Source organism: Amycolatopsis sp. NPDC054798 (assembly GCF_053611505.1).
Genome location: NZ_JBSHAM010000028.1, coordinates 41,398 through 58,077, shown reverse-complemented (window position 1 = coordinate 58,077; position 16,680 = coordinate 41,398). Strand labels below are relative to the sequence as shown.

Sequence of the window (16,680 nt, the reverse complement as noted above, 5' to 3'; positions counted from 1 at the left end):
TCCACCGGCGCGGGCATCCTCTCTATACCAGCGTCCGGACCCCGCTAACGTCTCTATATTCGGGCCGCCGCTCCCGGATACCGTGGCGGCGTGACCCCGATCTTCCAGCTGTCCGCCGACCACGTCACGGCTGAAGCAGCGCTCGACCCGATCGCCGCGACCCTGGACGGCGTGACCACCGACGCGACCGCGCTCACCGACCTCACCCCGGACGGTTTCGCGGCCCGCGCCGACCTCGCCCGGCGCACGCTCGCCTCGCTCTCGGCGCTGACCCCCGAGTCCCGCGCGGACCGGATCGCGTCCGCGCACCTGCGCGACAGCCTCGAAGCCGAACTGGCCTGGCACGAGCTGAACGAGCCGTTCCGCCACGTCCAGGCCCATTTCGGCACGCTGAACTCGATCGCCGATTCGGTCCGGCTGCTGCCGCGCCGCGACGCGGACGACTGGCACGTCGTCGCGGTCCGGATGGCCGGGGTCGAAACGATGCTCGGCGGCTGGCAGAAAACGCTGCAGGCCGGTCTCGACCGCGGCCTGCGCGCGGCGCGACGGCAAGCGCTGGAGACTGCGGTCCAGGCCGAGCGTTACGCCGGTGTCCACAATGCACTCGTCGAGGAGTACGGCGACGGGCCGCAGGCCGGCGAACTGCGCGCCGGCGCCGACGCCGCCCACCGCGGTTACGCGGCGCTCGCCCGGTTCCTGCGCGAGGATTACGCCCAGCACGCAACGGAAACCGACGGCGTCGGCGCGGAACGCTACTCCGTCGCGGCCCGGCTTTCCCTCGGCGCGGACCTCGACCTCGCCGAGGCCTACGAATGGGGCTGGGCGGAACTTCAGCGCATCGAAACGGAAATCGCCGCGGAGGTCGCGAAAATCCAGCCCGGCGCGAGCGTGGCGGAAGTACTGGCGCGACTGGACGAAGAGTGCGCGGTGACCGGCGAAGAGTCCTATTTGGACTGGCTGCGGACCGCGCACGACCGCGCGATGGAAGCGGCGAGCGAGCACTTCGACATCCCGGAACCGTTGCGGGCCTTGGATGTTGTGCTCGCGTACGGTTCCGCGTCGGGTTCGCCGTACTACACCGGCCCCGCCGAGGACGGCACCCGACCAGGCCGTACCTGGTGGCCGCTCGGCGGACGGGAACGCTTCGCGACCTGGTCCGAGCTGACGACGGTGTTCCACGAAGGCGTTCCCGGACACCATCTGCAGATCGGCGTCGCGGGCCTGGCCGGGGACTCGGTAAGCCGCTACGCGCGCGTCCATTCAGTGAGCGGCCACGCGGAAGGCTGGGCGCTGTACGCCGAACGCCTCGCGGACGAACTGGGCTGGTTCTCCGAGCGCGGCACCCGGCTCGGCATGCTCGCCGGTTCCGCGCTGCGGGCCGCGCGCGTGGTGATCGACCTCGGCTCGCACCTCGATCTGCCACTGCCGGACGGTTCCCGCTGGGATTTCGACACCGCCTGCCGCTTCCTGCACGAGCGCGGACTGGCCGCGGAACATCGCGTGCACGCCGAGATCGTGCGGTACCTCGGCTGGCCAGGCCAGGCGATCTCGTACAAGATCGGCGAACGCGCGTGGCTGCAGGCGCGCGCCGAAGCCGCCGCCAAACCCGGGTTCACGCTCCGCCAGTGGCACCACGACGCGCTGGCCGTCGGTCCGGTCGGGCTCGCGGCGCTGCAGGAGGCGCTGCGCTAGGCCTTGGCTTCTGAAGCCTTGGCCGCTAAATCCTTGGCCTCGCACTCCGCGCACATCCCCCACCACGTGACCTCGGCCTGGTCCACCCGGAAACCGGGCACCGGACCGGGTTCGAGGCACGGTGCCGCTCCGATCGCGCACGGCACGTCCTGGATCCGGCCGCAGCCGCGGCAGACCAGGTGGTGGTGGTTGTCATGGGTTTCCAGTTCGAACCGCGCCGGCGAGCCCGCCGGTTCGAGCGGACGCAGCAGGCGGGCGCCGACGAGGTCGTCGAGCACGTTGTAAAGGCCCTGCCTGGACAACGCGCCGACGGCCCCGTCGGCGTCGAGCACCGTCGCGATTTCCGCGGCCGTGACGTGCGGGGTCCGCGCGACCGCGGCCAGCACCGCACGCCGCTGCGGCGTGTTGCGCAGGCCCTTGTCGCGCAGGCGCGCCCCGAACTCGTCCATGGCCCGGATGGTACCCGCAGACTTGACCGAATCAATTCTGGCGTGCAACGGGTCACAGTCCTAGAGTTGACCCGTTCTTACATTTGACTGGATCAACTGTGCGGACTACAAAGGAGGCGTGCTCACGACCTCCGCACCCACCCCGTCCAGCGCCGACGCCGGGACCCGGCTCCGGCGAGCCGGCCTGCGCGTGACGACCGCCCGGCGGGTCGTGCTGGAAGTGCTGGCCGAAAACCCGCATGTGACCGTCGCGGAACTGCTGCCGCTGGTCCGCGAACGGCTGTCGATGGCGTCCACGAGGGCGGTCCACGACGTGCTGACCACCGGCGTCACCGCCGGTCTCGTCCACCGCTTCGACCACGTCGGCGTCGCGCAACGCTACGAGCTTGCCGGTTTCGACCACTCCCACCTGCTGTGCCGCCAATGCGGCCGGCTGGAGGCGATCGACGGCGCGCCAACGGAATCCTCGGTGGAAGCGGTATCCGGCCTGTGCTCCCGGTGCACCGCCGCCGAGTGACACTCAGCGGAACGCGGCGATAGTGCGGGCCGCCCAGTCGGCGAAGGAACGCGGCGGGCGGCCGAGAATCCGCTCGACGTCCGGGCTGACGCGCAGTTCGGCCGGCGTCGGCGAGCTGAGGATGTCCAGGGTGTCGTCGGCGAGTTCGCCCGGCATGCTTTGGGTCATGCCCGCCTTGGCCTCGGCGCGGGTCAGCTCGCGGAACTGCACCGGCGTCCCCAGCGCAGCGGCCAGCGCCGCCGTTTGCTGACGCGGCGTGATCACCTCCGGCCCGGTCAGCTCGTACACGCCGCCGATGTGCCGGTCGTCCAGCAGGCAGGCGGCCGCGACCTCGGCGATGTCCGCCGGATCGATGATCGGCACCCCGGTGTCGCCGAACGGCGCGGCGACAACTCCTTGTGCGCGGACGGATTCCGCCCACCACAGCGCGTTGGAGTCGAACCCGCCCGGCCGCAGGATGGCCCAGTCCAAACCGGACTCGCGCAGCACGTCCTCCAACGCGCGCATCGCGATCCGCGTCGTGCCGAACGGTCTGGTCGCCACACCCAGCGTCGACAGCAAAACCACCCGCCGGACCCCGGCGTCCGCGGCCTTCACGATGAGGTCGGCCGGATCGGCTCCGACCGCGTGCAGGTCGCCGGACAGCAGCAGGAACAACGCTTCCGCCCCGGTCAGGGCGGGTTCGAGACTGGCCGGATCAGCCAGGTCCGCCGCCACGTGCCGGACGCCTTCCGGCACCTCCGCGACGCGCCGCGACACCGCCGTCACCTGCTCGCCCGCGTCGATCAGCGCCTGTACCAGCGGCCGTCCGATGTTTCCGGTCGCCCCGGTCACCACGATCATGAACAGCTCCCTTCGTAGGACGCCGACGCTAGGCCGGTTCGCTTACTCTTCGTAAGGACATACCTTTGGGTAAGCTCGACACGTGACAGGAAGCGCGCAGTTCACCCCGGCCGCCGCCGAGCCGCGTTATGAGGTGTTTCACACCGACTGCCCCGCGCGGAACGTGATCGACCACGTGACCAGCAGGTGGGGAATCTGGATCCTCATCTCGTTGCGGGACAAGGAACTCCGGTTCTACGAACTGCGCGACAGCATCCGGGGCATCAGCGAGAAAATGCTCGCCCAGTCCCTGCGCGCGCTGGTCGAGGACGGCCTTGTCTGGCGGCACGTCGAGCCGACCAGCCCGCCCCAGGTCAGCTACGGGCTGACCGAATTCGGCCGTGACCTCCGCGAACCGCTGGACGACCTCTTCACCCGGATCACCCGGAAGCTGGGCTCGCGGTAACCCACGTCCGCCCTGGCCAGACCGGCCATTACCTCAGACGTAATTTACATACAGACTGCATGTATGTATCTTCGGCTGCATGACCGCATACGAGGAACTCGGCACTGCCCGGCACGTCAACCTCCCGCAAGGCGAGATCCGGTATTTCGAGCGCGGACGCGGCCGTCCGGTCGTCTTCGTGCACGGCGTGCTCACCAACGCGCTCCTCTGGCGCAAAGTCGCCCCGGCCGTCGCGGACGCCGGATTCCGTTGCCTGGCCCCGGATCTGCCGCTGGGCGCGCATCCGGTCCCGATGCGCTCGGACGCCGACCTCAGCGCCGGCGGACTCGCCACCCTCCTCGGCGACTTCCTCGCCGCACTCGACCTGGAGGACGTCATCCTGGTCGCCAACGACACCGGCGGCGCCATCACGCAACTGCTGCTCGCGCGGTACCCGGAACGAGTCGGGCGGGTCGTGCTGACGCCGTCGGACAGCTTCGAGTACTTCTTCCCGCCGATCTTCCAGCCGCTGCCGGCCCTCGCCCGCGTCCCGGGTTCGATGGCCGTGCTCGGCCAGCTGCTGCGAATCAAGGCGCTGTACCGGCTGCCGCTGCTGTTCGGCTGGGTCACGAAGCGCCCGCTGCCGCCGGACATCGCCGAGGAGTACCTGGGCAAACTGCGGAAATCCCCTGGCCTGCGCAGGGATCTGCGCAAGTTCCTGCGCACCGTCGACTCCCGCCACACCCTGGCCGCGGCGGAAAAACTGCGCCAGTTCAAGCGTCCGGTGCTGCTGGTGTGGCCGCCGGAGGAGAAACTGTTCCCGATCAGCCTGGCGCACCGCCTCGCGGAGATCCTGCCGGACGCGGAGATCGTCGAGGTGCCGGACTCGTACACCTTCGTCTCGGAGGATCAGCCCGACGCACTGGCCGGGCACATCACGCGCTTCGCCGCCGCCATGGCAGATTAGGTGCGTGCGACGTACCCAGCAAGAACGCTCCGACGCGACACGAGCCGCACTGATCAAGGCCGCCCGAGACCTCTTCGGCGAACGCGGCTACCACGACGTGCCCGCCGAAGAAATCACCCGCACCGCAGGCGTCACGCGGGGCGCGCTGTACCACCACTTCGGCGACAAACAGGGCCTGTTCCGGGCCGTGGTCGAAGTGCTGGAACGGGAACTGACCGTCGAGGTCTCGGAGGCCCTTGACGCCGCACCGGACCCGCTTTCGGGCCTTTCCGGAGCACTGGGGGTGTTCCTGGACGCTTGCCTGCGACCGGACGTCCGGCGGATCTCGCTGACCGACGCCCCGGCCGTACTGGGCTGGGACGCCTGGCGGGAACTGGAAGCCGAGTACGGCCTGGGGCTGGTCGCGGAGAATCTGACAGCGGCGCGGGACGCCGGGTTGATTGTGGACACTCCGGTGGATGCGTTGGCACAACTGGTGCTGGCGACGGTGATGGAGGCGGCGCGGATGATCGCGCACGCGGACGATCCGGACCGGGTGCGGGGGGATGTGCAGCAGGTGTTCGCGGGGTGGTTGAGCGGGTTGCTTGTTTCCTAGTGCAGGAGTCTTGCGGTGTAGCCGTGGGATATCAGGTTCGCTAGTGCGCGTTCGACTTGGCTTGGCATCTCTTGCGGTATCGCAAATCCTCGGCGGGCGTAGACGCTTATCCGCTGGGTGTCGCCGACCAGCATGTTGATGACCCGGTTTACGTCGCCGATGCCGCGGATGTACTCGTCCAGCGGCAATGGCTGGGAGGCGCAGAGGACGTCTGCCTCGGGCCAGAGTTTCTTGCACGTCGCGTAGGCCCGCCGCTGTTGGTAGGGACGCGAGATCAACACGACTGACTCGATCTCGATTCCCCGCGCTTCCAGCAGCTGTCGGCTGAACGTGATGTTGTCGCCGGTGTTCCGCGCCTTCGGCTCGACCAGGATCGCGTTGTCTGGAACGCCCAGCTCCAAAGCGTGCTCGCGGTAGTGAACGGCTTCGCCTCGCGGGAATCTGTCCACGGTTGTCGGCGCGTTGGCTCCGGTGAAGACGATTCTCGGGAAGCAGCCCTGTTGGTATAGCTCTGCCGCGTAGGCGGCGACGCCGAGATCGTGGCTTCCCAATCCGATCCCGACATCCGCGGGCCGGAGTTGGTGATGGAGGTGGTGGTAGTCCCAGAGCGTTTGGACGTCGGCGCGGAGGTGGTCCGCCACGGTGGTCGAGTGCTCGGCCATGCATCGGCTCCGGAGTCAGTCGGGGATTTTGACTGTAGCTGGCTACGTGAACCGAGAGCTGAAGCCTCAAGGTCAAAGTCTGGTTCATGAACTATCCAGGCGGTCAGCGGCCCTGGGGGCGTTCCTGGGCGCATCGCCTCTGACCTGCTCTTTTGAGTCCGTTGGGTCCGGTCGCGTCCGAGCCTGTCTGGACGCCTGACGGCCTGCAGACGGCCTGCCCCCCTGCCCCTGTGCCCGTCTGGCCTGGTGGCAACTCTCCCCCGTCTTCCTCGTCCCCGCTGCCGTTAGCGCCGGAGGGCCGGTGTCAAGGGTGGGCGCGCGCAGCGACGCCGGAGACCTCCTTGATGGCGGCCGGCCGGTGTTAAACGATCGCCGACGAGGGAGCGGTCACCTGATCGTGGCCCGATCCGGCGTAACACTGATCGACTCGGCGACGTCTCTGGGCGTATGGGGACGAGTGGATCAACCAGCTCGCGGCGGCGCGCATACGCGGGCGGCCCTCCGGCGGGCCGCCCGGCGACCGGCGGCCGGAGCGGAGCGGCAGGCCGTCCGTGTCGCATGAGGGCGAGCCAGCCGCACGGGTGGTGACGAGCGCGCCGCCGCCGGCGGCAAGACGCGTGTGGTGCCGCTCGGGCAAGGCGTGCTCGATGACATCGACGACTACATGGCCACCTTCGAGCCGGTCACGCTGACACTCCCTTGGCTCGAACCGGGTGGCCGGCCGGAGACCGTGCGCGTGATGGTCGGCCGGACGACCAAGCGCAGCGTCTACGCAGGGCAGCCGATCAGGAACGTGATCAAGGGTGCCAACTTCACCTACCACTTCTGGCGACCGCCTTCGCGGGCGCTGGCCTGCAGTACGTCGAACGCCGAGACGGCATGCACGCCATGCGGCACTTCTTCGCGTCGACGATGCTCGCCAGCGGCGTGTCGATCAAGGAGGTCGCCGAGTACCTCGGCCACCACGACCCCGGGGTACACGCTCCGGATCTACCCCCACCTGGTCCGGTCGAGCCACAAGCGGGCTCGCGCGGCGACCAACCGCGTGTTCAAGCCCCGCCGTCCGCCGCAGACGGCCCAGGATCCCGAGACGGCATGACACGCGTCAACAGACAGGGAAAGGGTGCCGCGGGATCCATTTCGTAGGATGACAGCCTGACCTGGCCGGACGAGAGGATTCAAGATGGCTCGTGACCGCTTATCTAAGCTGCGAGAACTCCTCAGCCGTCGAGGCGAGTTTGAAGACAAGGCTCGCCAGCTGCAAAGTGGCACACCAGGCCAGACCCATCCGATGTCAAGATCCTTCCAAGAAGAGTACAGGACCTGGTACAACCAGGGGGTGGCACTCTTGGAAGGGGAAGACAAAGCAACCTTCAACAAACTATACGACGGGTCAACATTTTCGCCAGCAGCGAAAGCTTTCACAGAAGCCCCGACCCAAGCTTCGATATTTGCCAATCAGAGCCAAGAGGGTTCCCCATTTCAGGTTAGCGCCTGGCAATGGGAGGTTGAACGATACTTCGTGTCAAACTTCAACCGACAGTGCGACATCCTAGAGCAGCAGATCTACCGGTCGGACGACTCCAGCGTGGGTACAACCCAAGCACTAGAGCAACTGGAAGCCACCTTTAGGCGGTTCCCGAGTGTCGCGAACTTCCTCGGCAAGGCAAACAAAAATAGTGTCGGCCTCAGCATCACCGACGAGTACGATCTTCAGCGAATAGTCGGCGGAGTACTCTTCGCAATGTTCGACGACGTAAGGCCAGAAGATCCAACCGAGCAGTTCGCCGGAGGTTCTTCACGAATCGATTTCGTACTGAAGCGTGAGAAGGTAGCAATTGAGGTCAAGTGCACCAGGCCGTCGATGACACTCAGGAAACTTCGAGAAGAACTTCTCAGCGACCTCAGCGCGTATCCACATCACAGCGGCGCCGAGGGAGTTTTTATCCTCGTTTACGACAAGGAACACATAGTAGCTAACGCTGTCGGCTTCGAGGACGACTTGGCTCAGACGAGAGCGGACATGAAGGTCGCCGTCGTGGTTACACGCTGAGCACATGAGTACACCGTGCGATCGCGTTCGACATGGTCAGCCCGCCAGCCGCCGCAGACGGCCCAAGATTCGGAGACGGCCTGACGGGGCCAAACACAACAAAACAGCAGTTCAGAGGCGAATCGGCGTCTGGTTCATGAACTCCTCAATCCCCGACTGCCCCAGCTCCCGCCCCTCCGACGGATCGCCCGGCACGTGATAGTCCGTGACCCGCTCGGTAAAACGGTCGGCAAATTCCCCATAAAGGTCATACTGGACAATGATCCGTTCACGCGCATTGCAGGACTGCCCGCAGTTGCGCCTCGAGGCGTTCCAGTGCGCATCGTTTCAGGCTCCAGCCCGCTTCGGCTTGCTCGCTGCCCGTCAGCGAAACGCCGTGAATACGCGGATCGGCAAGAAGGGACAGGACCTGACGCCTGGACGCGAAGACGTTCACGTAGGCGTCGTCCGGCACACCCGCTTCGCGCAGAACCTTCTCGATCGCCGGCGCTGAACGCGGGCAGATCGACGCGCGCTTGAGCAGGATTGTGTTGCCGCGTTCTCGATTTTCTCGATCAGCCGACCCGCTCACCGTGCACATCGCGGCCCCCCACCGTCGGCATGCAGCATCCCGCATATAAATGACGCAGGGTAGCCAATCCTTGACCGAGCGCGGACAGCCAGGTATGGTCTAGACCACAAATCTCCCCACCCCTCCGCCCGCGTACCACCCCACCGCGGGCTCGTCGGTCGTGCCGTGGCTCGGCCGGCCGCCCTCCGGCGCGGGAGCGGGCCCGGCTTCGAAGGAGCCACCATGCCCCGCAAACGCACAATGCTCGCCGCTCTCGGCGGCGCGATTCTCGCTCCGGTGCTGATGCTGATCGGCCCCGGCATCGCCAGCGCGCACGGCTACGTCAGCTCCCCGCCGAGCAGGCAGGCCCAGTGTGCGGACGGAACAGTGTCCTGCGGCGACATCAAATGGGAACCGCAGAGCGTGGAGGGTCCGAAGGGGCTGCGCAGCTGTAGCGGCGGCAACGATCGCTTCGCCGACCTCGACGACGACAGCAAGGGCTGGAAGGTCACCCAGGTCGGCAGCCAGGTCACCTTCAACTGGGTGTTCACCGCGCGGCACGCCACTCTCGACTACGAGTACTTCGTCGGGGACACGATGGTCGCGAGCTTCGACGGCGGCGGCCACGCACCGGGGGAAACCGTGTCGCACCAGGTCGATCTGAGCGGCTACACCGGACAGCAGAAGGTGCTCGCGGTGTGGAACATCGCGGACACCGGCAACGCGTTCTACGCCTGTATCGACCTGAACGTTTCCTGACCGCGCGAGAGCGCCGGGCAGCCGGGACGGAATCCCCGGCTGCCCGGCGGCTTCCGCTAGGCGACCGCCTCGGCGACCGCGAGGCTGTCTTCTTATACGTGGTACCGCGTGATCAAGCCGCCGCCGACGGTCGAGCGGACCGCGAAGCTGGTCGTGAAACGCTTGCCGGTCTGTTTGACCGTTGGGGAACCCGCCCCGTCGGTCAGGATCTGGCCGACCCGGATTTCCCCTGCGGCGCAAGCGCTTCCGAGCACCTGGAAGTGGTCCGCGACGTCTGCCCAGGAGGAGCGGGGGCGAATCCAGGGCACCGCGCGATGCTGCGGTTCCCGGCCAGCTCACCCGCCAGTCGACCGGGCCCGCGAAAAGCTCGGCGATCCGGTCCGGGTCGTCCTGCCTGAGGCGGCGCAAGAATTCGTCCGCCGTTGCCCGGGCGTCCGGGACCTCGGTGCGCGGAAGCGGCGGTTCGGCGAACTGACAGTCACGCCGGATGCGGCCGCCCTACAGTGTCAGCGAAACGAGGTTTCCGCGCTCCGCTTGCCGACCAGGAACCACAGCAATGGCCCGAGGAACGGCGCGCAGAACGCGAAGACCACCCACACGAACTTCATCCCGGCGCCAAGCGGGCTGCCGAGCACGCTCACCAGCGCGCAGAGGAACAGCAAGACCGGAAACGCCACCAGCGCGACCATCCCGGCGACGGCGGCGAACTGCAGGCCTTGATGGACAGTGTCGGCCAAGACGGCAGTCATCGGAGGATTCCTTTCTCACAGCGGGCTGAAGCCCATTGTGCGAGAGGAACCGCCCGGCCCGGATCGGCTTGACGGCTCGATCCGGATACCGCTTAAGTCGTACCCACGTCCACTATGGACACTGTGGGCATCAGGCGCCGAACAGCTCGAGCAACGCCGCCGGTGCGTCAGCGCGGAAACAGCTGTCCAGGCTTTGCGCCGACTCCGCCGCAGATTTCGCGCTGCGCGGGAACAGCGCGGCCTCGTATTCGGCCAGCGCGCGTTCGACGTCGCCCGGGTGCCGGGCAAGTGCGAGCCCCAGTTCCGCACCGTCGAGCATGGCGAGGTTCGCGCCCTCTCCGGCGAACGGCGACATCAGGTGCGCGGCGTCGCCGAGCAGCGTGACCCCGGGCGTCCGCGCCCATGAATGCCCGACGGGGAGCGCGTGGATCAGCCTCGGGATCAGGTCGCCGTCCGCGTCCGCGACCAGGGCGCGGAGCCGGTCCGACCAGCCGTCGAAGTGGCTCAGCACGGCAGTCTTGGCGGCGTCGCGATCGGTGAAGTCGATGGACTCGGTCCAGCTTTCCGGAACACGCGCGGCGACGTAGACGTGCAGGCTGCCGTCCGGTTCGCGGTGCGCGAGAAAGCCTTTGCCCTCGCCGAGCGCGAAACTCATGCCGCCGCCGAGGAGAGCTGCCGCGTCCGGGTGCCGCGAGTCGGCTTCGTGCAGGTCGATCTCGACGAAGGAGATCCCGGTGTAGGCCGGTTTTTCCGGCGAGACCAGCGGGCGGATCCGCGACCAGGCGCCATCGGCTCCGATGAGCACGTCGGTGGTGAGCGACGTGCCGTCGGCGAGGGTGAGGCGATGCCGCCCGCCGGACAGGGGTTCCGCGGCGGTGACCTTCGTGCCCCAGCGGACGGTGCCCTCCGGCAGTGAATTGAGGAGGAGGTCGCGCAGGACCCCGCGGTCGATCTCCGGCCGTCCGCCGCTGCCGTCGTCCGCCTCGGAGAACAGGAGGGCGGCGGTGCGGTCGTAGACGCGGGTTTCCTGGCCGCCGGAGTGGATCAGGGCCTGGAATTCGGTGTGCAGACCGGCGGCTTGGAGGGCGACCTGGCCGGAGTCGTCGTGGATGTCGAGCATGCCGCCCTGCGCTCGGGCGGAGGGGGAGGCGTCGAGGTCGAGGACGGTGGCTTCGATGCCGTGGACGTGCAGGACGCGGGCGAGGCTGAGACCGCCGAGGCCGGCGCCGACGATGGTGATGGTGATGGTCATGAGGTGCTCCGTTTCTTCGCGGGTGATACCGCCAAGCTTAACGAACATGTTCGTTACGAACAAGTTCGTTGAGGAGTGACGCCGGTCAACCGCGTCCTGGGTCCGGCGAGGCGACGGTTCGGTCAAGGAGCGGCGGCCCTCGCCCGGGGCCGCAGCGAATGGGCAACGATTCACCGGACGGAGCAACCTGATCGGGACTCGACCGCCGGGCGGCCGTTGGCGGCTACCCGGGCCGACGAAACGGTCACTCGATTGGCGGCGACCCAGATCACCTTATGGGACCGGAACATTCGCGCAGCTCGCGCGTTGTACAGGGTGTCGGTACGGAGGTGCCCCCGGGCCTCACCTTCTGCCTTCCAGGAATACCGGTCCGGCCGGAGCCTGGTTGTGCCACTCGCCGCGAGGCGGCCCCCGTACCGGCGCAGAACTACCCGCTCCGCACGACTGCTCCCCCCAGGTGCGGAACGGGATCCGGTGCTCCTGCTCCCGCCGGCCGGTAACCCCCAGCCGGTCCGGACGGAGAGCGGGAGCACACCCCCGGCCGCGGGAATGTTCTTGGCCCGCAACGAGTTGTACTGAACAACGGCAAAGTTCGCGAACCGGATGGGCCGAGTTTCCCGCCAGTCTCGCCTCCGATCGTCATCGGCGGCAGGGCAGTCCAGGCGGGAATGTCCGCACCGGACATGTCTCGCAGAACACGCCGGTTCACCCCAGCCACCCCGTCCGCTGCGGCATCTCTCCCCAGTGCCCCGCGCGGACGGGGATCCCGCGCCCCCGCTCCGGCACCCGCAAGCCGGACGCGCGGGGCGCCCCGACCACCTCGCTCGCCGCGCCACCCCTCCCCCACGGTCGCGCGAGCGGGGACATGCGCCCGCCCGGCCGCCCGGCTCCCGACCGGAACGGCCGGGTGGGTGCGCCCGCCGGGTGGGTGCGCCCGCTGCATCGGCGCGCTCGCCGGACGGGTGTGCCCGCCGGATGGGTCCGGTCGGCAGATCGGGCTGATTGGCCCGCGCAGTCGACCCGCTGGGCCGGTATGGCGCAGGCGGTGCGGCGATCACTCCATGCGGTCGTTCTGCTCAGCCGGTCCACCGAGCCGAGCCAGCGCAGGCGAACCACGCAGCCGGTCCACGGCGATCCACGCGGTCGCTTCACCGAGCCAGTCACTCCATCCACATGGTCGATCCGCTGAGCCGATCCACGCAGCCCACCCGCTCAGCCGATCGGCTAAGCCGAACCACGCAGTCCGTCCGCGCAGCCGATCGGCTTAGCCGAACCACGTAGGCGGTCCACCGAGCGATCCACTGAGCCGGGGCCCAGCCCACCCACGCGGTCGATCCGCTGAGCCGTTCTATGCAGTCGCCACCCCAAGCCGCACCGCTCAACCCACCCACTCAGTCGGTCCACCAAACCGAGCCAGCGCAGGCGAGCCACCGAGCCGATCCACTCAGCTCATCTGCTCAGCCGAGCCGTCCCCGCAATCAAGCCACGCAGCCAAGCCGCTCACGCAGTCAATTCCCGCAGTCAATCCACGCAGCCGAGTCGCTCACCCGCACTCGATCCGCTCAGTCGATCCACTCCCGGGCGTCCCGCAGCAACCCGAGCATTCCGGAAACCAGCCGCATCTGGTCCACCGTTCTGATGTCCGCTTCGAGCAGCTTCGGGGAGCACACCAGGACAGCGACAGACTGCGCGCGAGAAAGAGCCACATTCAACCGGTTGCGGGACAACAAGAAATCCAGGCCTCGTGGCAAGTCTACCGCCGACGAGGACGTCATGGTCGTCACCACAACGGGTGCTTCTTGGCCCTGGAACCGGTCCACTGTGCCGACCCGGACATCACCGAACCCAGCGTCGGAGAGCGCACGCGTCACCACGCGCGCCTGCAGGTTGTACGGGGCTACGACAAGGAAATCGGCGTCCGTGAGCGGTCGGCCTTCCCACGATCGGCCGTGCAGCGACTTGATCACCGAGACCACTTGCGCGGCTTCTTCCACCGAACGCGTGGTGTTCCCGCGATGTTCGACCGATGCCAGATAGAGACCAGAGGGGAAACCGTCGATCGAACGTTCCGCGGTGGGATGCGAGTGCAGCAAGCCCGCGTACGACAGGTTCGAGACCGGTTCGCACACGGCGGGATGCATGCGGCGCGTCAGGTCGAGGAAATATCCCAGTTCCGGCGGGATGATGTCGGCCTCGCCGATCAAGTGACCCAGCGCTGAGGCCTCCGCGCCCGCCGGATGGGTGCCCTGCACCACCTGCGGCAGCTGCTGCGGATCCCCCAGCAACACCAGGTTTTTCGCGCACATCGACACCGCCAGCGCGTCAGCGAGGGCGAACTGCCCGGCCTCGTCGATCACGAGGACGTCGAACGGTTCCTCGCGCACGGCGGCGTTGGCGAAGGTCCAGGCCGTGCCGCCGACCAGGTGACCGGTGTCGTGTTCTTCGCGCCAACGCACCAGTGCCGTGTTGCTTTTCGGCTGTTCCCAAGGCAATGACGGGTCCGGCGTCCGCTTCGCGCGTTTGGCGCAGGCCATCTCCGGTGCGTTCTCCATGGCCGCCGAAAGGACGTTCTCGACCGCTTTGTGGCTGTTCGAGGTGACGCCGACGGTCCGGCCCGACCGCACCAGATGCGCGATGAGTTTTCCGGCGAGGTAAGTCTTTCCGGCTCCGGGCGGGCCCTGGACGGCGAGCACGGAACCGTCGAGCTGGTCGACCGCGGTGATCACCGTGGCGACCAGGTCCTCCCTCGGTTCGGGCAAACCGCCGCGCAGCCGGGGGATGCGGCGCAGCAGGTCGACGCCGGGGTGCGACGGCAGCGCAGGCAAGGTTTCCCCGGCCAGACGGGCGAGATCGGCCACCGCCTCGTCCTTCGGCGACGGACGGACGGGGCTGCCCGGCAGGACCGCCGCGGGAAGGTCGCTGGACGTCCGGTCTGGCGCGCTGCTTTCTTCCAGGGTCACTTCGACGGCTGTCGCGGACACGACTTTCGCGTCGCGAGCGTCGGCGCCGTAGCGCAGTCGCACGTCGTCGCCGGGCGCGAACGGGTGCGGGCGGTCCGGGTCGCATTTCACGGCCAGGGTGCGTTTCGCGGTGCGCAACCGGCCGGACGGCGGCACCCACTCGCCCGCGGTCACCGACACCGGGACCGCGCAGGTCGTGTCCACTTCGAGGTCGGTGAGCGGGGCGGCCAGCTGCCGGAAGAACTCCCACCACGCCGGGTTCGTCTCGCGCCGGTGGTAACCGACGGACGCGGCGAGCAATGCGCGGGCGTGGTCGTCGGGGGTGAAGTCCGCGGGGTCCTCGGGAAGACCGTCCAGGAGCGGGTCGACCAGCGCTGCCATCGCGGCGGCGCGTTCGGCTCGGCGCTGGGCCGCTTCCTCTTCTTCGGTGCGCCGGAGCAGAGCGTCCACTTCGGACTCTGGCTCCGGCTCGGCAAGGTCGATCCCGGCTTCGGCGCGCACACGGTGGAGGAATTCGTGCAGGCGCAAGGTGGAGACGCAGTCGTACTCGTTGTAGTCCGCGATGCCGCGCAGGATTTCTTCGGCCTGTTCGGAGTTTCCGGCGGACGAGAGCGTCAGGTAGTCCTCGTACGCCTCGATGCTCGACACTGCCGTTTTTACCTCGCCAGCGCGGGCTTCCGGCATGTACAGTGGTTCTAAATACTTGATCGAATACGACCGCTGTCCTACCCGCAAAGCCTTGCGTACCACGGCATACAGGTCGATCATCGCGCCGCTGCGCACCAGCTCGTCCACGGCTTCCTCGCGCGTGCCGTGGACGGCGGCGAGCCGCTTGATCGCCGTGACCTCGTACGGCGCGTAGTGGTAGACGTGCGCGTCGGGGTGTTCAGTGAGCCGTGCGGTGGCGAAGTCGATGAACTCCTCGAACGCTCGTTTCTCCTGCGCGCGCGAGTGCGCCCAGAACGGGGTGAAGCGCCCGTCCGGGGTGACCGCGCCGAAGAGGTACTCCAGGCCGGTGCCGGCCAGCGCGTACGGGTCGCCTTCCATGTCGAAGAAGACGTCACCGGGGCTGGCTTCGGGCAGTTCGGCGAGCGCGTCCGGGCCGATGATTTCGTAGGCCAGCTCACCGGTTTCGTCCTGCCGGACCTGGATCGCGGCCTGGGCGCGCAGTGAGGCGAACGTGCCCTCGGACATGTCGCGCGGCCGGTCGGCGGGCTCGGCTCCGGCGAGCGCGTCGATGGTGCCGAGCCCGGCGGTCACCAGCTTGCGCCGCTGCTCGCTGCGCATCCCGGCGACCAGCGACAGATCCCGGTCGGCCTCGCGCGCGGACGCACAGTGGTCGGCGAACGCACATCCGGTGCATGCCGGACGCTCATCGGCCCAGATCCGGTCTGGCAACTGCGGCGGACGGTCCTGCAGCCGGTCGCGGAGCCGGTCCACGAGCGGGAGGAAGTCGTCGACGCGGAGGCTGCGCGTACTGCCGTCGCCCAGCAGCAAGTGCATCTCCGGGCCGGTGGGCCAGCCGCCGCGGCGCAGAGCGTCGGCGTACGCGGTGAGCTGCACGACCGCGGAGGGCTTGGCGTGCCGGGCGAGCTTCGTGTCGTAGACCTCGTAGCGGCCCTGGTCGTCGCGCAGGAGGAAATCGGCGCGGCCGGAGAACTCGCCGTCGTGGAACACCGCCTGGTAGATCACCGGCGCACCCGCGCGCAAGGCTTCCTCGGTGGCTTTCGCCGCGACGACCGGATCGTGCTCCTCGATCTCGACGACCTGCGTCCGCTCGCTGCGCAACCGGCCGAGCGTGGCCGCCTCGTGCTCGCGCCCGTGCTTCACCGCCAGCCGATCGGGTGCGGAACTGGGCCGCGGCGCGCCGGGTATCCCCGCCGCCAGCGCCTGCTTGAGGATGCTCCGGTGCTCGCATTCGAGCAGGTCAGCGAGATCAGACGGCGTGTACATCGCCCGGCAGTCTGTCACGGGTCTCGATGGGCTCTGGCGAGGTGGGTGCCGACACGCCGCCCGGAATTGTCGGTGGCGGGTGGGATGATCTTGGGGTGGTGGGGAGCGGGTGTTCGGCGAGGGTGGAGGTGAGTGCGGTTGGCGACGCTGGTGGCAAGGCGAGTGTGAGAGGCGAGGCTGTCTGTAAGAGGCGGGTGACTGACGGTGCGTTCCGTCAGGTGAGTGTGGACTGGTGGCGCTGGTGGCCGGAGACAG

The 16,680-nt window shown here is 68.1% G+C and carries 16 protein-coding genes; 7 read left to right on the top strand and 9 right to left on the bottom strand.

The annotated features are described in order from the left end of the window. Nucleotides 1–90 precede the first annotated feature (90 nt). The gene (locus tag ACWGIC_RS19175) at nucleotides 91–1,692 is read left to right on the top strand and encodes a DUF885 domain-containing protein (protein WP_452077280.1); all 1,602 of its coding nucleotides are present in this window, start codon (nucleotides 91–93) and stop codon (nucleotides 1,690–1,692) included. Here the strand turns inward: ACWGIC_RS19175 and ACWGIC_RS19170 are convergent. Continuing rightward, nucleotides 1,689–2,141: a Fur family transcriptional regulator gene (locus ACWGIC_RS19170; RefSeq protein ID WP_452077279.1), complete on the bottom strand. Its 453-nt coding sequence runs from the start codon at nucleotides 2,139–2,141 to the stop codon at nucleotides 1,689–1,691. The genes ACWGIC_RS19175 and ACWGIC_RS19170 overlap by 4 nt on opposite strands. Nucleotides 2,142–2,259: 118 nt before the next feature. Between ACWGIC_RS19170 and ACWGIC_RS19165 the strand changes: the two genes are divergently transcribed. Continuing rightward, nucleotides 2,260–2,658, top strand: a complete 399-nt coding sequence (locus ACWGIC_RS19165; RefSeq protein WP_452077278.1) for a Fur family transcriptional regulator — start codon at nucleotides 2,260–2,262, stop codon at nucleotides 2,656–2,658. Nucleotides 2,659–2,661: 3 nt separating this feature from the next. On the opposite strand, the gene ACWGIC_RS19160 is transcribed toward ACWGIC_RS19165, so the two are convergent. Continuing rightward, the gene (locus tag ACWGIC_RS19160) at nucleotides 2,662–3,501 is read right to left on the bottom strand and encodes an SDR family oxidoreductase (protein ID WP_452077277.1); all 840 of its coding nucleotides are present in this window, start codon (nucleotides 3,499–3,501) and stop codon (nucleotides 2,662–2,664) included. 82 nt (nucleotides 3,502–3,583) lie between these two features. Between ACWGIC_RS19160 and ACWGIC_RS19155 the strand changes: the two genes are divergently transcribed. From ACWGIC_RS19155 to ACWGIC_RS19145, 3 genes are all read left to right on the top strand, one after another. After that, on the top strand, nucleotides 3,584–3,946 hold the full coding sequence (locus ACWGIC_RS19155) for a winged helix-turn-helix transcriptional regulator (RefSeq protein ID WP_452077276.1): 363 nt from the start codon (nucleotides 3,584–3,586) through the stop codon (nucleotides 3,944–3,946). Nucleotides 3,947–4,025: 79 nt separating this feature from the next. Beyond that, entirely contained in the window at nucleotides 4,026–4,892 is an 867-nt protein-coding gene (locus ACWGIC_RS19150; protein ID WP_452077275.1) for an alpha/beta fold hydrolase, read from the top strand. A gap of 4 nt (nucleotides 4,893–4,896) precedes the next feature. Continuing rightward, entirely contained in the window at nucleotides 4,897–5,487 is a 591-nt protein-coding gene (locus ACWGIC_RS19145) for a TetR/AcrR family transcriptional regulator (RefSeq protein ID WP_452077274.1), read from the top strand. Here ACWGIC_RS19145 and ACWGIC_RS19140 read toward each other — a convergent pair. Continuing rightward, nucleotides 5,484–6,149 (bottom strand): YdcF family protein, encoded by a 666-nt coding sequence (locus ACWGIC_RS19140; protein ID WP_452077273.1) that lies wholly within the window; start codon nucleotides 6,147–6,149, stop codon nucleotides 5,484–5,486. The two genes, ACWGIC_RS19145 and ACWGIC_RS19140, sit on opposite strands and share 4 nt — an antisense overlap. 1,339 nt (nucleotides 6,150–7,488) lie before the next feature. On the opposite strand from ACWGIC_RS19140, the gene ACWGIC_RS19135 reads away from it, so the two are divergent. After that, nucleotides 7,489–8,202: a PD-(D/E)XK nuclease domain-containing protein gene (locus ACWGIC_RS19135; protein WP_452077272.1), complete on the top strand. Its 714-nt coding sequence runs from the start codon at nucleotides 7,489–7,491 to the stop codon at nucleotides 8,200–8,202. Nucleotides 8,203–8,313: 111 nt separating this feature from the next. Here the strand turns inward: ACWGIC_RS19135 and ACWGIC_RS19130 are convergent, their stop codons facing one another. Both ACWGIC_RS19130 and ACWGIC_RS19125 read right to left on the bottom strand, forming a co-directional pair. Then, nucleotides 8,314–8,463, bottom strand: coding sequence for a hypothetical protein (locus ACWGIC_RS19130; RefSeq protein ID WP_452077315.1), 150 nt, complete (start codon nucleotides 8,461–8,463; stop codon nucleotides 8,314–8,316). 7 nt (nucleotides 8,464–8,470) lie between these two features. Beyond that, the gene (locus ACWGIC_RS19125; protein WP_452077271.1) at nucleotides 8,471–8,782 is read right to left on the bottom strand and encodes an aldehyde dehydrogenase family protein; all 312 of its coding nucleotides are present in this window, start codon (nucleotides 8,780–8,782) and stop codon (nucleotides 8,471–8,473) included. A gap of 213 nt (nucleotides 8,783–8,995) precedes the next feature. Between ACWGIC_RS19125 and ACWGIC_RS19120 the strand changes: the two genes are divergently transcribed. Continuing rightward, nucleotides 8,996–9,511 carry a lytic polysaccharide monooxygenase auxiliary activity family 9 protein gene (locus tag ACWGIC_RS19120; protein ID WP_452077270.1) on the top strand — a complete coding sequence of 172 codons (516 nt, stop codon included), beginning with the start codon at nucleotides 8,996–8,998 and terminating at the stop codon, nucleotides 9,509–9,511. 92 nt (nucleotides 9,512–9,603) lie between these two features. Here the strand turns inward: ACWGIC_RS19120 and ACWGIC_RS19115 are convergent, their stop codons facing one another. From ACWGIC_RS19115 to ACWGIC_RS19100, 4 genes are all read right to left on the bottom strand, one after another. Next, the gene (locus ACWGIC_RS19115) at nucleotides 9,604–9,819 is read right to left on the bottom strand and encodes a hypothetical protein (RefSeq protein WP_452077269.1); all 216 of its coding nucleotides are present in this window, start codon (nucleotides 9,817–9,819) and stop codon (nucleotides 9,604–9,606) included. A 198-nt stretch (nucleotides 9,820–10,017) separates the two neighbouring features. After that, a complete protein-coding gene (locus ACWGIC_RS19110) occupies nucleotides 10,018–10,260 on the bottom strand; it encodes a PLD nuclease N-terminal domain-containing protein (protein WP_452077268.1) in 243 nt (80 codons plus the stop codon). A 130-nt stretch (nucleotides 10,261–10,390) separates the two neighbouring features. Further along, nucleotides 10,391–11,512, bottom strand: a complete 1,122-nt coding sequence (locus tag ACWGIC_RS19105) for an FAD-dependent oxidoreductase (protein ID WP_452077267.1) — start codon at nucleotides 11,510–11,512, stop codon at nucleotides 10,391–10,393. Between the two features lie 1,562 nt (nucleotides 11,513–13,074). Further along, on the bottom strand, nucleotides 13,075–16,425 hold the full coding sequence (locus ACWGIC_RS19100) for a TM0106 family RecB-like putative nuclease (protein WP_452077266.1): 3,351 nt from the start codon (nucleotides 16,423–16,425) through the stop codon (nucleotides 13,075–13,077). Nucleotides 16,426–16,680 lie beyond the last annotated feature (255 nt).

Coding starts and splice junctions, on each gene's coding strand:
- ACWGIC_RS19170 (WP_452077279.1), bottom strand. CDS start 2,141: ATGGACGAGTTCGGGGCGCGCCTGCGCGACAAGGGCCTGCGCAACACG.
- ACWGIC_RS19160 (WP_452077277.1), bottom strand. CDS start 3,501: ATGATCGTGGTGACCGGGGCGACCGGAAACATCGGACGGCCGCTGGTA.
- ACWGIC_RS19150 (WP_452077275.1), top strand. CDS start 4,026: ATGACCGCATACGAGGAACTCGGCACTGCCCGGCACGTCAACCTCCCG.
- ACWGIC_RS19140 (WP_452077273.1), bottom strand. CDS start 6,149: ATGGCCGAGCACTCGACCACCGTGGCGGACCACCTCCGCGCCGACGTC.
- ACWGIC_RS19125 (WP_452077271.1), bottom strand. CDS start 8,782: ATGTGCACGGTGAGCGGGTCGGCTGATCGAGAAAATCGAGAACGCGGC.
- ACWGIC_RS19120 (WP_452077270.1), top strand. CDS start 8,996: ATGCCCCGCAAACGCACAATGCTCGCCGCTCTCGGCGGCGCGATTCTC.
- ACWGIC_RS19110 (WP_452077268.1), bottom strand. CDS start 10,260: ATGACTGCCGTCTTGGCCGACACTGTCCATCAAGGCCTGCAGTTCGCC.
- ACWGIC_RS19105 (WP_452077267.1), bottom strand. CDS start 11,512: ATGACCATCACCATCACCATCGTCGGCGCCGGCCTCGGCGGTCTCAGC.
- ACWGIC_RS19100 (WP_452077266.1), bottom strand. CDS start 16,425: ATGTACACGCCGTCTGATCTCGCTGACCTGCTCGAATGCGAGCACCGG.